Source organism: Nocardia cerradoensis NBRC 101014 (assembly GCF_000308535.1).
Taxonomy (GTDB): Bacteria; Actinomycetota; Actinomycetes; order Mycobacteriales; family Mycobacteriaceae; genus Nocardia; species Nocardia cerradoensis.
Map to the genome: position 1 here is coordinate 1 of NZ_BAFW01000352.1, position 14,803 is coordinate 14,803.

The 14,803-nt window shown below is 68.4% G+C and carries 15 protein-coding genes; 6 read left to right on the plus strand and 9 right to left on the minus strand.

All coding sequences use genetic code 11. The annotated features are described in order from the left end of the window. From ON23_RS29890 to ON23_RS37225, 4 genes are all read left to right on the plus strand, one after another. On the plus strand, positions 1-1,377 hold a 1,377-nt coding region (locus tag ON23_RS29890), incomplete at its 5' end, for a WD40 repeat domain-containing protein (RefSeq protein ID WP_039782476.1). Positions 1,378-1,494: 117 nt separating this feature from the next. After that, a complete protein-coding gene (locus ON23_RS29895) occupies positions 1,495-4,755 on the plus strand; it encodes an arabinosyltransferase domain-containing protein (protein ID WP_083904325.1) in 3,261 nt (1,086 codons plus the stop codon). Positions 4,756-4,800: 45 nt separating this feature from the next. Continuing rightward, a complete protein-coding gene (locus ON23_RS29900; protein WP_051043558.1) occupies positions 4,801-5,121 on the plus strand; it encodes a Mut7-C RNAse domain-containing protein in 321 nt (106 codons plus the stop codon). 502 nt (positions 5,122-5,623) lie between these two features. Next, complete coding sequence (locus ON23_RS37225) at positions 5,624-6,055, plus strand: hypothetical protein (protein ID WP_083904327.1); 432 nt, start codon at positions 5,624-5,626, stop codon at positions 6,053-6,055. Positions 6,056-6,094: 39 nt separating this feature from the next. Here the strand turns inward: ON23_RS37225 and ON23_RS38205 are convergent, their stop codons facing one another. After that, positions 6,095-6,232: an Rv1535 domain-containing protein gene (locus ON23_RS38205; RefSeq protein ID WP_157170327.1), complete on the minus strand. Its 138-nt coding sequence runs from the start codon at positions 6,230-6,232 to the stop codon at positions 6,095-6,097. Positions 6,233-6,295: 63 nt separating this feature from the next. On the opposite strand from ON23_RS38205, the gene ON23_RS29905 reads away from it, so the two are divergent. Next, positions 6,296-6,562 (plus strand): hypothetical protein, encoded by a 267-nt coding sequence (locus ON23_RS29905; RefSeq protein ID WP_039782478.1) that lies wholly within the window; start codon positions 6,296-6,298, stop codon positions 6,560-6,562. A 39-nt stretch (positions 6,563-6,601) separates the two neighbouring features. On the opposite strand, the gene ON23_RS29910 is transcribed toward ON23_RS29905, so the two are convergent. The 7 genes from ON23_RS29910 to ON23_RS36280 all read right to left on the minus strand — a co-directional run bounded on the left by ON23_RS29910 (position 6,602) and on the right by ON23_RS36280 (position 13,297). After that, positions 6,602-7,351 (minus strand): polysaccharide deacetylase family protein, encoded by a 750-nt coding sequence (locus ON23_RS29910; RefSeq protein WP_051043561.1) that lies wholly within the window; start codon positions 7,349-7,351, stop codon positions 6,602-6,604. Further along, the gene (gene galE, locus ON23_RS29915) at positions 7,348-8,334 is read right to left on the minus strand and encodes a UDP-glucose 4-epimerase GalE (RefSeq protein WP_039782482.1); all 987 of its coding nucleotides are present in this window, start codon (positions 8,332-8,334) and stop codon (positions 7,348-7,350) included. The genes ON23_RS29910 and galE overlap by 4 nt, the downstream gene beginning before the upstream one ends. Continuing rightward, entirely contained in the window at positions 8,331-9,248 is a 918-nt protein-coding gene (locus tag ON23_RS29920) for a DMT family transporter (RefSeq protein ID WP_051043562.1), read from the minus strand. The genes galE and ON23_RS29920 overlap by 4 nt, the downstream gene beginning before the upstream one ends. Next, positions 9,245-10,360 carry an MGDG synthase family glycosyltransferase gene (locus ON23_RS29925; protein ID WP_039782483.1) on the minus strand — a complete coding sequence of 372 codons (1,116 nt, stop codon included), beginning with the start codon at positions 10,358-10,360 and terminating at the stop codon, positions 9,245-9,247. Before ON23_RS29925 ends, ON23_RS29920 begins: the two co-directional genes overlap by 4 nt. Before the next feature lie 2 nt (positions 10,361-10,362). Then, on the minus strand, positions 10,363-11,301 hold the full coding sequence (locus ON23_RS29930) for an NAD-dependent epimerase/dehydratase family protein (protein ID WP_210743193.1): 939 nt from the start codon (positions 11,299-11,301) through the stop codon (positions 10,363-10,365). 18 nt (positions 11,302-11,319) lie between these two features. Beyond that, positions 11,320-12,447: a DegT/DnrJ/EryC1/StrS family aminotransferase gene (locus tag ON23_RS29935; protein ID WP_039782485.1), complete on the minus strand. Its 1,128-nt coding sequence runs from the start codon at positions 12,445-12,447 to the stop codon at positions 11,320-11,322. A gap of 193 nt (positions 12,448-12,640) precedes the next feature. Beyond that, complete coding sequence (locus ON23_RS36280; protein WP_086007008.1) at positions 12,641-13,297, minus strand: TetR/AcrR family transcriptional regulator; 657 nt, start codon at positions 13,295-13,297, stop codon at positions 12,641-12,643. Positions 13,298-13,391: 94 nt separating this feature from the next. On the opposite strand from ON23_RS36280, the gene ON23_RS29945 reads away from it, so the two are divergent. Next, entirely contained in the window at positions 13,392-13,904 is a 513-nt protein-coding gene (locus ON23_RS29945) for an SRPBCC family protein (protein ID WP_039782486.1), read from the plus strand. Here ON23_RS29945 and ON23_RS36285 read toward each other — a convergent pair. Further along, the gene (locus tag ON23_RS36285) at positions 13,895-14,575 is read right to left on the minus strand and encodes a GNAT family N-acetyltransferase (protein WP_051043564.1); all 681 of its coding nucleotides are present in this window, start codon (positions 14,573-14,575) and stop codon (positions 13,895-13,897) included. The two genes, ON23_RS29945 and ON23_RS36285, sit on opposite strands and share 10 nt — an antisense overlap. Between the last annotated feature and the right edge of the window lie 228 nt (positions 14,576-14,803).

Here is a 14,803-nt window from a genome sequence, read left to right on the forward strand (position 1 = left end):
TGGTCGACCGGCGAAGCCGACGGCGCGGTGCTGCTGCGGGACACCGTCACCGGTGACAGCCGGCCGATGCCCGACTCCGGTCACACGACTGTCACCTCCGTCGCGATCAGCCCGGACGGGCGCTGGGTCGCCACCGGCGACGGCGCGGGAGCGGTGCGGATCTGGGACACGACCGCGAACAGTGTGCGGGCCGCGCCCGCGGCGGATACTCCCGCCGAAATCCATCCGGCGGCGATCAGCCCGGACGGACGCTGGGTGATCCTGTTCGACCGAGCGACCGGTGATCTGCGGTATTGGAATACGGTCACCGGACACATCGGCACAGGATCCACCCGCCTGCAGGGCTTTTCACCGGCGATCGCCACGGACGGGCATCTGGTGATCGCCGGCGATGACACCGGGACTTTGTACGTTTTCGATCTCACCTCGGGCGATGTGCACCGGACCACCATGGGCACGCACCTCGTCACTGCCGTCGCGCTGAGCCCGGACAACCGCTGGGTCGCGGCCGGTGACGCCGGTGGTGCGGTCCACGTGTGGAATACCGACGGCGGACAGCCGACGACCGTCCCCGCCACGCAGTTGCCCGGAGCGATCCAAGGGCTTGCGTTCGACGCGGCGAACCGGGCGATCCGCATCGTCACCGATCGCAGCGAAGTGACCGCTATTCCTGCCCCACAGGCGGATTCGCGAGCCATCTGCGCGAAGATGACGACCGACATGGGCGACCTGCTCTGGCGGGACATGGTGGCGAATCAGGTCGCGCCGATGAAGTTGTGCGATGGACTGCAACCGTCGCCCTTCACCATCCCGGACTCGATCCTCCACGGGCCGGCCCCGCGACCCGAGACCACCTCTGCCGGGCCCACGACCAATCCCGTATCGGCCATCGTCGCGGCGGCGCTGTTACTCCTCTGGGTACCGGTGTCGAGATATGCGCGGCGGCGCGGATGGTTACCGCACCGCCCGGCCGAACTTCGGGTACGGACGGCCCCGGTCGTCGTCGGCGCCTACGCAATCGTGCTGATCCTGTCGAGTGGGTTCTGCGTAGCGTACGGCGTCACGACTCATCACCTCGCCTGGCTGATACCGGCCGTATTCTTTCTGCTCCCTGCTTGGTGGGCATGGATCGCGGTGCGCGCGATACACCGATCCGAACCCGAATCGATCTCGAATGCCATGACCGGGCTCGTCATGTCGCTCGGCCCGTTCGTCATCGTCGAGCTGATTCACGTCGTCATGCAGTTCTTCCCGCAGACCCAGGACGTGCGGCTCACATTCGCCGATCTCTACCTCACTGCCGTCGTGGCGGCGGCGATTCCGGTGTTGCTGCGGCTCGCCGCCGTGGCGAGGCGCGCCGATGCGGGCCACCTCTGAACCCGCCCGTATCGCGGTACCGACCCGGCCGCAGATCCTGAGTGCAGACTGAGAACAACAGACGAAATACCGGATAACAGAAGCGTCACGCTAGCATCGGCGACCGTGGTCGACACGATGGTGAGGGCGGACGGTGCGCCTACTGCAGGCGCGACACCCAGGCCCTCGGGTAGACAGCGCGGCGACTGGGCCAGACCGATAGCCTTCCTCGCCGGGCTGCTGGGCGCGTTGTGCGCCCTCGCGGTGCCGCTGCTGCCGGTGAAGGTGGACCACACCACGCTGTCGTGGCCGCAACAGGACTCTGCCCGCAGTATCGACGCGCCGCTGGTCACCTACGCGCCGCTGACCTTCGATGCCACCATTCCCGGCCGGTCGATGGCGCAACTGAGCGCGCACGGCGGAGTGCTGGCGTCGACGCTGCCCGCCGGTGCGCCGCAACTGGAGAAATACGGGTTCGTCGCGCGCGTGCGACCGGCACAGGACGGTAAGCCCGCGCAACTCGAGGTCGTGTTGCGCAATCAGTCCCTGCTCACCACCCCGATCGACGCGATAGCCGACGGCACCTTGACCGTGCACGCCGATATGTCGTCGACCAAGGTCGGTATCACCGGATCGGATGTGGAAGCCGCCACCTTGCCGCCGGGAGACTGGCGGCCACAGGTGGTCGGCATCTTCAGCGACCTCTCCAAGGCCGAGGGCGCCAAGGTGGTCGCGCAGGTCGACAGCCGGTTCTCCGTGACGCCGACCGTCCTCAAACGCACGGCCGAAGTCCTGGCGGTCGTGTTCACGCTGGTCGCGCTGGCGGCACTGTACCGGCTGGACCGCGCCGACGGCCGGCGTGCGCGGCGGCTGCTTCCGCAGCGGTGGCGCACGTTCACCGGCGTCGACCTCGTCGCCTTCGCTACGCTGCTGCTGTGGCATTTCATCGGGGCCACCACCTCCGACGACGGCTACCAGTTCGGAATGGCACGGACCTCGCTGGTGTCCGGATATATGGCCAACTACTTCCGGTTCTTCGGCGTCCCGGAGAACCCGGTCGGCACGCCGCCGTACGACATCATCGCGCACATGTCGGAGATCAGCGTCGCGAGTCCGTGGATGCGGCTGCCGACGCTGCTGGCGGCCGTGGTCACCTGGCTGGCGCTGAGCCGGGAGGTGATCCCGCGGCTCGGTGTGGCCGTGCGCCACGACAAGGTGGCGGTGTGGACGGGCGCGCTGGCGTTTCTGGCCGTGTGGCTGCCCTACAACAACGGGCTGCGGCCCGAGCCGGTGGTCGCCGTCTGCGTGCTGCTCACCTGGTGCCTCGTCGAGCGCGCCATCGCGACACACCGACTGCTGCCGTACGCCCTCGCCATCCTGATCGCGGCGTTCAGTTTCACCGCCGCGCCCTCGGGGATCATCTGTGTGGCGCCGCTGCTGGCGGGACTGCGTTCGGCCGTGGGTTTCGGTGTCCCGCGAGCGCGTGAACTCGCCGGTGCCGGGCACGGAAGCCCGGTGCCGGCCGGCGCTCGGATCCGGGCGTACGGGGCGCTGCTGGCGCCGCTGGCCGCCGCCGGAATGCTGGTGCTGGCCTTCGCTTTCGCCGTCGAACCGCTCTCGGCGATGTTCGAGATGCAGCGCGTGCACAACATCGTCGGCCCCTCGGACCCCTGGTACAACGACTATCTGAACTACCAGTGGCTGTTCATGCCCTCGGCCGACGGTTCCATCGCCCGCCGCTTCGGCATGGTCGCGATGTGGCTGAGCCTGCTGGTCTGCGTCTTCGTCCTGCTGCGCAAGGGCGGCCGCATTCCGTTCACCGCGCCCGGGCCGGCACGGCGGCTGCTCGGTGTGACCTTCGGGGCCATGGTGCTGATGGCGACCTGCCCGACGAAATTCACCCACCACAACGGTGTGTACGCCGGGCTGGCCGGATCGGTAGCGGTCCTCACTGCGGTCGCGGTGGGGCCCCGGGTGATGCGCTCACCACGCAACCGCGCCCTGTTCGCGGCGGTGGTGGCGCTGGCGATGGCTCAGATCTTCACCAGTGTCAACCAGTGGTGGTGGGTATCGAGTTTCGGCGTCCCGTGGTGGAACGAGCCCCCCGCCGTTCTCGGCGTCGGATTCAGCAAGATCTTCCTGATCATCGCCGCGCTGTGCCTGCTGCTGGCGATCTGGTGGCATGTGCGGGCACCGAAACCGGGCATCCCGCACCGGGTTTCACCGCGCGCGTGGCGCCTGGCGAAGTTCCCGCCGCTGATGGCGGCCGCGGCGATCCTGGTGGTGTTCGAGGTGTTCTCGTTCACCGCGGGCGCGGTGGCGCAATACCCGGGGTTTTCGCTGGCGTCCTCGAATATCCATGCGGTAGTGGGTAATCCGTGCGGATTGGCCAACAAGGTCGTTGTCGAAACCGATCCCAACGCGTCGATGATGCAGCCACTGGTCGGCGACCAGTTCTCCACCTTCACCTCCGGTGCGCGCGGATTCGTACCGAACGGCGTCGGCGACGTGATGTCTCCCGACGAGAAGGAAGAGACCAGCAGCATCGCCAAATCCTTCGGCGACAAGCCCGGCACCGGCGAGTCGGCCACCCAAACCGGCGGCGCCCCGTTGCCTTACGGTCTCGACGCGGCGACCACACCGGAACTCGGCACCTACGGCGAGGAGCAGCCCGCCGATCTCGTCACCGGCTGGTACCGCCTGCCCGCCCAGCACGACCGCAGCGATATCGTCTCGATCGCCGCGGCCGGGCGTATCCAGGCGGTGGGTCCGAACAACGGATACGTCGGCGGTGAACCGGTGGAGATCGAATACGGCAGCACCGACTCCGAGACGAGCGCACACGCACTCGGACGGGTGACCCCGATCGACATCGGCCCGGCGCCGTCGTGGCGTAACCTGCGAGTCCCGCTGGACCGAATTCCCGCCACCGCCAACGTGATCCGCATCGTGGCCAAGGATCACAACCTCGATCCGCAACGCTGGGTGGCGCTGACTCCCCCGCGCATACCGAAGACGCACACCCTCAACGACCTGGTCGGCTCGAAACAACCGGTACTGCTGGACTGGGCCGTGGGTCTGCAGTTCCCGTGCCAGCGTCCCTTCGACCACAAGGACGGCATCGCCCAGGTGCCGCAGTGGCGCATCCTGCCCAACCGTCTGGGCGCGGCCGACACCACGATGTGGGAAAGCCACGCCGGCGGCGGTCCGCTGGGCTGGAGTCAGCAATTGCTGCGCTCACAAACCCTGGCCACCTACCTCGCGTACGACTGGGACCAGGATTGGGGCGAGCTGCAGCGTCTCGACCCGATCGATCCCTCGGCCGTCCCGGCGACACCGGCGGTCACCCAGGAGACCCGCAGCGGTATGTGGTCACCCGGTCACATCTACACCTGGTAGCCGCTTCGGCGCAGCCCGGCCGGGATCGGACTTCGCGCCTTTCGCATGACCCACGGCGTCTTCGTGCGTGCGAACCGGCCCCTGGATCAGTTCGTCGAGGTCGTCCGCCGCCTCGATCTGGCCGATCGGCTGCTGCCGTTCAGCCGCTGCCTGCCCTGTGGGGGCCTCTTGACCGACGTCGCCGAACAGGACGTCGTCGACAGGCTCGAACCACTCACCCGCAAGTACTACGACACCTTCAGAGAATGCCGGGAATGCCACCGGATCTACTGGGAGGGCTCGCACCAGCGGCGACTCGACGACCTCGTCACCAGAATTCGTGCCGCGGTCGGATCCGATGGACAGGTGCATCCCACTCCGGAGTAGACGCGACGGACCTTCAGGACCACAAGGGCGACAGGCTTTTACCGGCACCGGCGCAGCCGGTGCCGGGCACCCGTGTCACGCTAGACGCAGAAGCTGACGCTCGCCGATCCCAGAGGAAGATTCAGGCAAACGGAGAGCCACTGAATCTGCGTCCCCTGAGCGGCTGTGTCACTGGTCGCCGGCGGGTCGGCCGCAGGCGTCGCGGCCGAGGCGATGGCGGGGGCGGCGGCTCCCAAGGTCAACGTGGTGACAGCCGTGGCGACGGCAAGACCAATCCTTCGAGACATCACAATTTCTTTCGCCGGAGTTCGGACTACCACTCACCGATTCTCCGCCCGGCGCCGCATCGATCACAAGGGTCGCTCCGCGCGCGATCCGACCCAGCCGCCGCAGGGTGCCGGGGCATGTTTCATCTCGGTCGCTGCCCCCGGTGCGCCCCCTTGTCGCGAGTAGACTGCAGCTTGCTCGCAGATGTCCACAAGGTGAACTCAAGGGAGTGACGATGGACCTTCTCGAGGGTGGGGTAAAAGCGATTTCGTGGACGGCCGATGCGACCACATCCGCGGCCGGGGCGGTGGGCGGCGCTGCCGTGAACGGGGTTCTCGGCGGTATGCAGGGCGTCGTGTCCGGGGTACGCAGCGGACTGAGCAGCGGTAGTCATTCGACGCCCGCGGCCGCGCTCACACTGGCCGCGATCGGAGCCACGGGAGTCGTGGACTGGCCTGTGCTCTTGGGCGTGGGCGGCACCGCACTCGTGATCCGGAAGCTGATTTCACACCCGGACCAGCAATCGGCATCCGCTACCGATGCTCCTGCCGCGCGTGACGAGCAGCAGCCTCCCGGTGAGCGACCTGCCCTCCCCAGCGACGACAAAGGGAAGGCGACTGCGCGGAAGAACGCGACCGGATCGCGCCACGCACCGAGTAAGACTTAGCCCGCGGCGGAATCGCCTCACGGCGTAGCGTGGGGGCGATCAGCGTGATGATTCGCCGACGACGTCGATGACTCCCAGGCGCCACAACACCGCGTACAACTCGCGCAGCGGAACGGTCAGCACCTGCGTCAGCGCGCCCGTCAACGGATCCCGGCCGCCTACCTCAGATGTCCTCACGAGGGACACTCTGACGAACCCAGGCGTCGAGACCCCGAATATCACATGACCGGGAGGCAACATATGGCCGACGAATCGCATATCAGCCACCGGAACGCGGTCGACAAGGTCATGGCCGCGCACAGTTTCGCGGTGGAACTTCCCCTGCTCGGCCGAGTACCGGTCCCCCGCCCCGAACAGCTGGCCTACTACGGCGCACTCGGCGCCCTCGCCGCCGCGGAGATCATCGAATGGCCCGTCGCGCTGGTTCTGGCGGGCGGACATTGGCTCGCGGAGAATCAACACAACCGCGTCGCCCACGAGATCGGCGAAGCCCTCGAAGACGCCTGACATCGGGCCGTGCCGGCGAGATGAGTCTCAGCAATCGGGCTACCCGGTGCGGCTGCGCGGCGCATGCCGGGCGGTAGGTGTCCGCTCCGCGAGAGAGCCGACGACCAGGCCACGCTCGGCGCACTCGTCCACGATCCGCGGGATCGCGCCGAGGGTCGCGCGCCACGCGCCGGATGCCGATGTGCAGTCGGAGTCGTGGAGCAGGACGGTGGCACCAGGCCGAAGTTCGCGGACTACCCGGCGTGCCACCGTGTCCGGCGTGGCGGTCCGTACCCAGTCCTTCCCGCACGCCGTCCACAGCACCGGCGCCAGTCCCAGCCGCCGGGCCGTGGCCAGCGCCGCGGCCGAGAGTATCCCGTACGGCGGTCGATAGTGTCGCGGCCTGCTCCCCGTCGTCGCCGTGATCACGTCGTACCCGCGGGCGATGTCGCGGTACGTCGATATGGGCCCGCGCGCCAGCAGGCAGCGGTGACTCCACCCGTGCACCGCCACCTCGTGCCCGGCGGCGACGATCTCCGCGCCGAGCGCAGGCGCCCGCTCGAGCATGGAGCCGAGCAGAAAGAACGTCGCGTGCACGTGTGCGGCGGCCAGTGCGTCGAGGATGGCCGGCGTCGATTCCGGATCCGGGCCGTCGTCGAAGGTCAGTGCGACCGTGTCGGTCTCCGAGTATCCGGACAGGCCGGGGGTCAGGCGGGTGCGAAGCGTCGAGATCGCTGTGACCGATGGGAGGGCATTCAGCAGGACCGCACCGGCACCGGCGGTCGCCGCGTGCGCGACAACGGATTTCATGCGCCCGTCAGCCCGCCTGGCACACCGCACCGGGCTTCCCATTCGCTGCCCAGCATCTCGGCCAGTCCCAGCCGCGCCCGCCACCCCAGTTCGTCGCCGATGCGTGCGATGTCGGCGATCACCCGGGGCGGATCTCCCGGCCGTCGGTCGCCGACGAGATGACGGAACCGTTCGCCGGTCACCGCGCGGGCGGCATCGAGAATTTCGAATACCGAGTACCCGCGCCCGGTTCCGACGTTGTAGACCGAAGTACCCGGCTGTCCGCACTCGAGCCGTTCGGCCGCACTGACGTGTGCATTCGCGACGTCGAGCACGTGCACGTAGTCGCGGACACAGGATCCGTCCGGCGTCGGGTAGTCGGCACCGAAGACAACCGGGGGGCGACCGGACGAAATCGCTTGCAGGACATTGGGTACCAACCCGGTCGCATTCCGGTCACCGAGGCCGGGGCCGCCCGCCCCGGCGACGTTGAAATAGCGCAGAACGGTCGAGTTCAGCCTGTCGAATTCCGCGGCGGCGTCGGCGACGATCCACTCGCAGGCGAGTTTGCTGCGCCCGTACGGGTTGATCGGGCGCGGCGGTGCCTGTTCGCCGACCGATCCGTCACCGATCTGCGAACCGTATACCGCTGCGCTGGAAGAGAATACGAGATGTTCGACGCCGGTGGCGTGCATGGCGGCGAGTAAGGTGCGCGTTCCGCCCGTATTCTGCTCGTAGTACTCGAGTGGATGAGTCACCGAGTCCACCGCGGATTTCCGGCCGGCGAGGTGGGCGACACCGGTGATCTCGTAGTCGCGCAGGACGGCGGTCACGGCCGCGAAGTCGGTGATCGACGCCGCGACCGTCGCGACGTCGTCGGGTATCACGGCGCGGCGGCCGGTCGAGAAGTCGTCGAGCACGACCACGGGTCGTCCGGCCGCGAGCAGAGCGCGCACCACATGCGATCCGATATACCCGCCGCCGCCGGTCACGAGCCAGGTCACCCGGTACTCCTCGTGGTCAGGTCGGTGGCCGTCTCGATCCCCCGCGCGGCCGCGGCGCGGTCGCGACCGAGACATGTCACACCGACGGATATCGCCACCAACGCGACCGCGAAGGCGGCACCCGCGCGGCCACCCGGTACCTCGTCGCCGAGCACGGCGATGCCGAGCGCGACGGGAACCAGCGAGGACACGACGCTGGTGACCGGGAAGGTGAGCACGGCCGCGCCCGCCTGCAGTCCGCGCTGGAGCAGGCTGATCGCGAGCAGCGAGCACACTGCCAGCACATACGGTGTCGGGGTGGCGAGCAGCCGCCAGGGGTCGTGCACATCGAAGGTCAATCCGAACTGTCGTGTCGCGACCGTCGCGATGCCGTAGGCGATTCCCGCCGCGGCGCCGAAGCCGAGCGCGGCAACCGATGCCCGGCCGGTTCTCGACCCGAGATTCCCGGCGACCGCTCCGGCTCCCGCGGCCACCGCGCCCACGACGGCGAACAGCACCATCTGTGCGTCCGAAGCCGGGGAACCGAGGGATGATTCGCCGGCGAACGCATACGCCATCAGACCGGTGCCGAGCACCATCGCGGCGATCCCGTACCGGCCCACGACGGCCAGCCGCTCACCGAGCCCGCGCCGGGCCAGCACGACCAGGAACACCATATCCAGGGTCAGCAAGGGCGCGACCAGCGTCGCCGGCGCGATCGAGAACGCGTATGCCTCGGCCGCGAAACCGCCTATCTCACAACTCAATCCGAGCAGCCACAGGGGCCGCACAGCCAGCCGGGCCAACAGCGCGAGCCCGAGGCCGCCGCCCGGGGCGGTCTGCCGCGCCGCCGCGGCCTGCACCACCGGCGCGCAACCGTACAGTGCCGCGGCCACGACCACCGCGGGTAATCCGTAGGTCAGCGACTGATTCACGGCGCGGGCGCCGCCCAGCCGGCCGGCCCGACCCGTTCCAGCATGGTGCCGAACGCTTCCTCCCACGCCGTGGGCTCGCCGGCGCTCCGGGCCGACGATGGTTCCACCCGCCGCAGACACGCGGAAACGGAACGCCGGATCGCCTCCGGCTGCGCGGACGTGACCGCGGCGCCGCCGCGCACGAGCTCCTGGTGCAGGTTTTCCCGGCCGTGTCCGGGCACGACGTCGAGCAGCAACAGGTCCCGGCCGATGACTCTCGCCTCCGCGCAGGTGTCACCCGACGAGGTGACGACGAGATCGGCAGCGGCCATCAGCGTGGGGATCTCGTCGGTGAAACCGAACGGGACGACCCGGTCCGTCGTCGCGGCCAGCGATCGCAACCGGGATTCCAGTCCGGCATTGCGGCCCGCCACCGCGAGCACATGGACACCTGCGCGCGCGATCAAGTCGGCCGCCTCGACCAGCGGGCCGACACCCCAGGCCCCCGAGATGAGCAGCACGCACTCCGCGTCCGGAGGCACGCCCAGCGCCTCCCGCGCCGCGGCCTGCGTCGGCGCCCGGTAGAACTGCGGGCGCACCGGCGCGGGCACCACCGTGATCTCCGCGTCCGGGTCGAAGCGCCGGATGTAGCGGGCCGCCGGATCCGAGGTGACCAGGTACAGATCGGTGTTGTCGTGGACCCACAGGCGGTGGGGACAGGTGTCGGTACAGAACACCGCGTTCACGACATCGGGATGGCGCTCCTTGATGCGGCTGGCAGCGGCGGCACCGGTCGCGAACACCGACACCAGCAACTCGACCGGCCGGTCACGCAGCCGTTCGTCGAGGGCGGGTACCAGGTAACGGCAGGATGCCGCGTCGATGAACCGCGCCAGCCGGCCGCCGGAACGCAGTTGCCCGAAGTGGAAGGCGTCGTAGAGGCCCGGCACGGCGAGCATGCCACGAAACACCGCTTCCCCCAGCCCACCTCGACGGTGCCCCATCAGGCGCATGCTGTCGACGGTGTCGGTCGTCCAGCCGCGCCGGCGCAGCGACACCGCGCACGCTTCGGCCATCACGTCGTGTCCCATGCCGAGCGAGCCGGACAGCAGCAACGCGGAGGGCGGCGCCATGGCTACCCGTTTCCGGGTGCGGCTGCCGAGTCGGGATGCTCCGCCAGATACCACTCGACGTACCGGCGGACACCGTCCTGGAACGTGGTCGTGGGCCGCCATCCGACCAGTGTCCGCGCCAGTGCGTTCGACACGTCGATGCCCCGGAAGTCGCCGGGCCGCGCCGGAACATGTTCGATCGTGGTACCGGGGAAACGCGCCTGGACCGCCTCCGCCATGTCGAGGACACTCACGCGCTCGTTTCCTTCCAGCGCTATCACCTGGTTCTCGGCAGCGTCGTCGAGCACCAGCGCATGCGCGTCGGCGAGATCCTCGACGAAGACGTAGTTGCGGAACTGCTTGCCGTCCCCGGCGATGGTCAGGGGTTCACCCGCGAGGGCTTTGCGGACGAAACGGGCCAGTACGAGTTCGTCTCGCATGCCGGGCCCGTACGGCACGCCGTAGCGCAGAATCGTGAACGGCACCTCGTAGGTCTCGGCGTAGCTGTGGATCAGCATTTCCGCCGCGATCTTCGTCGAGGTGTAGATGTGGCCGGCCTTGGCCAGCGCCATCGGCGCGGCCTCCGTCAGCGGCTCCGTCCCGCCGGAGGTGTCGTAGGCGGCGCCGTACACCCAGACCGTGCTCGCGAACACCATTCGGCGCAGGCCGTGGACACGCACCGCTTCCAGAACATGGGCGGTGCCGTCCACGTTCAACCGGACCGTTCGCAGCGGATCATGTTGCGCGACATCGACATTCGACATTCCGGCCAAGTGGAAGATCACCTCGAGATCCGACGACGCGTCGAGGACGGCGGCCGGGTCGAGGACGTCCAGCCGACGGAACCGCGCACGGGGGTCCGGTGTCGACGGGGCCACCGTATCCAGGGCGTACACGGTGTGGCCGGACTCGGCGAGCCGGCGAATCACGTGGGCTCCGATGAAGCCGGAGCCGCCTGTCACTCCGATCCGCATAAGTGTTCAGCCTCCCGTCAGCGTGTCTCGGACCTCGCGCAGCGCCGCCAGCACATGGTCGACCTCGGCATCGGTCATGTCCGAATGCAGCGGCAGGCAGATGTGGCGGGCACAGATGTCGTCGGCAACCTCGAGCCGGCGGCGGGCGTAGCGCTCGAACACCGGTTGCCGGTGCAGCGGCGCCTCGTACACCTCACCGCTCAACGACACCTCGAACCGCTCCTTGACCGCCTTCTTGAACTGCGCTCGGTCGATGTCGTCGGTGGGCAGCACGATGTACTTGTAATAGTTGCTGTGCCCTTCGGGGCCGACGACGAGCCGCTCGAATCCGTCCATGGCGTCGATTGCCGCGTCGTAGCGCCGCGCCGCGGCGCGGCGCACCCGGAGAAAGTCGGGAAGGTGACGCAGGTGGACCAGACCGACCGCGGCGTGGAGCTCGCTCATCCGCCAGGCATAGCCCTCGCGGATGTGGACGTTGCCGAGAAAGCCGGCCTTCCCCTGATCCCGGTGGATCACCGCTTCGTCGCGGATACGCTCGTCCCCGGTCACGATCATGCCGCCCTCGCCGCTGGTGAGCACCTTGGTCGGGTAGAACGAGAACGCGCCCGCCACTCCGAACGAACCGGCGAACCGGCCGCCGTAGCCGCAGCCGTGCGCATGCGCCGCGTCCTCGACGAGGGCGATCCCGCGTTCGTCACACAGCGCCCGCAGTGCCGCCGCATCGGGCGAGACCAGTCCACCGATATGGACGAGCACGACGGCCGCGGTGTCGGGAGTCAGGGCGGCCGCCACGGTCTCGGGCGACAGGGCGAAGGTGTCGCGGTCGACGTCGGCGAAGACCGGGTTGCCACCGGCGCGCAGCACCGAAAATCCCGTGGCCGCGAAGGTATTCGCCGGCACGACGACGTCTCGCCCCGCCACATCGATGCTGCGCAGGATGATCTCCAGCGCGGCGGTTCCGCTACTCACGGCGACGGCGTAGGGCGCACCGTGTGCAGCGGCGAAATCGGATTCGAACTCTCTCGTATTGGGCCCGAGGGTCAGTGCGCCGGTGCTCAGCGCCGTGGAGACGCGACGGGCGATTTCGTCTCGGTCATCGTCGGTGAACAGGATTCGCGCGGCCGGTATCTGCATGCGAGCCTTCCCTCGTCAGCGAAATATCCGTCGTCGGCACGGCCGGACCCCGGCCGCGGCACCACACATATCGACCAATCAGTACGCCATCCTACATGGACAGCGCCTCTACCAGCGATTATTCGAGCGGTTCCGGCCGCCGCAGCGCGGGTCGCCGGAGCGACTTCGCGAATCGATCCTGCTGTGCCGGATGTCATCGACGGCGATCGTGCGCGTGATGTCCGCCCGCGCGGCGGCAGATCAGGCCCTGAAGTTGGATGGCCAGCAATTCACGGATCGCGCTGGTTGTTCCGACGGGGAACGTCGGCTGGTTCGACCATGCCGACACCGCGCTGACGACGGCGTGGAATCCCGCCACGAGGTATGCCTGGTCACGGGCACGTAGTTCGATGCCCAGGGCCGCGGTGAGGATGCGGGACAGCTCGGCTCGGTTGTGCCGTCCCTGCTCACGGCACCGCTCGCGCGCCGCCTCCGGCATCGGATACTGCAGCAGTTCCGCCGAGGCGGCGATGAGCCGCGTGAGGATCGGCCGCTCGGCCAGGTCACCGGCGACGATCGCCGCCACCTGATCGACGTCGAGCGGTCCGCGATGTTTCCGCACCGTCGTCTCCAGATGCGGGGTCCACGCGCGGTACTCCACATCCAGGAGATCGAGCAGCAATGCTTCGCGAGAACCGAAGTAGCGCAACACGTTCGAGCTCGCCAGGTTCGCTTCCCGCGAGATCGCCCCCAACGACAGCGATGTCACGTCGACGGTGGCCAGCAACGCCCGCGTGGCCGCCAAGACGGCGTGCACCCGCTCGGCCCGCTGCGCAGCAGTACGCGCTCGCTGAAAACTCTCCCCTGTCATCGCACCTCTCCCACCCGGTCGGAGCAACCGAACACGCCAATAATAGAACACCCTTCTGTTATATTTCGGTGGCCTTACACCGAGAGGAGCCGACATGTTCGGCCGCACGTTCACCTACCGACTGGAGCGCCGCGGTACCGCCGCACCCGAGGCGATGTTCGACCTGATACGCGACGCCGAGGGCTGGCCCCGATGGGCCGGCCCGCTGATCACCTACGCGACCTGGCGCGACGGAAAAGCCAGGGTCGGCGACGACATCGTCGGGCGGGTGCGGCTGATGGGCACACCGCGATTCCAGACCCCCGAGCAGATCACCGTCGATGATCGCCCCCACGTCCACGCCTACCGAATACTCACCCGCTGGCCGGTCCGCGACTATCACGCCCGGGTCGAGTTCACTCCCCACGACGACGGCACCACGACCGTGCGATGGTCGGGCGAGTACATCGAACGCATCCCCGGCACCGGATGGCTGTGGAAGCGATTCCTGCTCCGGTTCCTGGGAGATCTGGCCGACAACCTGCTCATCGCGGGAGCCGAACCCTCCTCCGATAGTGAACAGCGCGACGCAGGCCCAGGTCCCGGCCGGACCGCCGATCACGCATAGCGCTCGACATGTCCGACGGTGACGAAGCCGAGGCGTCGGTAGATCCCTTCACCGTCCGGCGAGGCGGTGAGGACGACCCGGCGAGCACCCGCTTCGAGTGCGAGATCCAGCGCGTGCCGTGTGAGCGCGCTGCCGATGCCCTGCCCACGACGGTCGGCTCGGGTGACGATGTGTTCGAGCGACGCGCCCGCGGCACTGGTCACGACCGCGGCACAGCCGAGCACCTCGCCGCCTTCGCGCCAGAGCAGGTAGCGGGTGGAGCCTCGGTCCATCCCTTGGCGCAGGCCGGCCACGAGGGCAGCGACATCGGTCGCACCCGACCAGAGTCCCGCCCACTCGGCGAGTCCGCCGTCATCGGTGACGGTCTCGATTCGCTCCGGCTCGTCGCGCTCACCGTTCACGACTCGGCCGGGATCGGCGAGCATCATCAGCGGTTCGGTTTCGAACAGCGCCAAGCCCGTCCGGCGCAGAAGGTCCGGAATCTCCGGCGAATCGACGTCTCGCCAGAAATGCCAGCTCGCGGGCACGCCGTCGACCAGCGTTCGCAGCCGCTCGATCTCGTGCGGGCTCGCATCGCCGATCCGGAGGACGCCGTTGAGTTCCTCACTGGGCGCGCCGGTGCGAAACCAGCTCGACGGCGTGCCACCGCTCGACCGGTTCGCTCGCACCACATGTGTTGCGGCACAGGTGTTTACGGCTTCATGGCACCGGCGGCGGTGGCTCGTTCGCCGGGTCACGGTCTCTTCCTGGTACGGACGTGTCGCGTGGTCGCCGAGATCAGCCATGATCCGGCGATTCCGTCGCGATCAGCGATTCGTATTCTGCGCGAAGGGAATGGAACTTCGACCAGAACGCATCGGGTGGAGAAGACGCGAGCCTGGCGTCCAGGATGTCCAGGT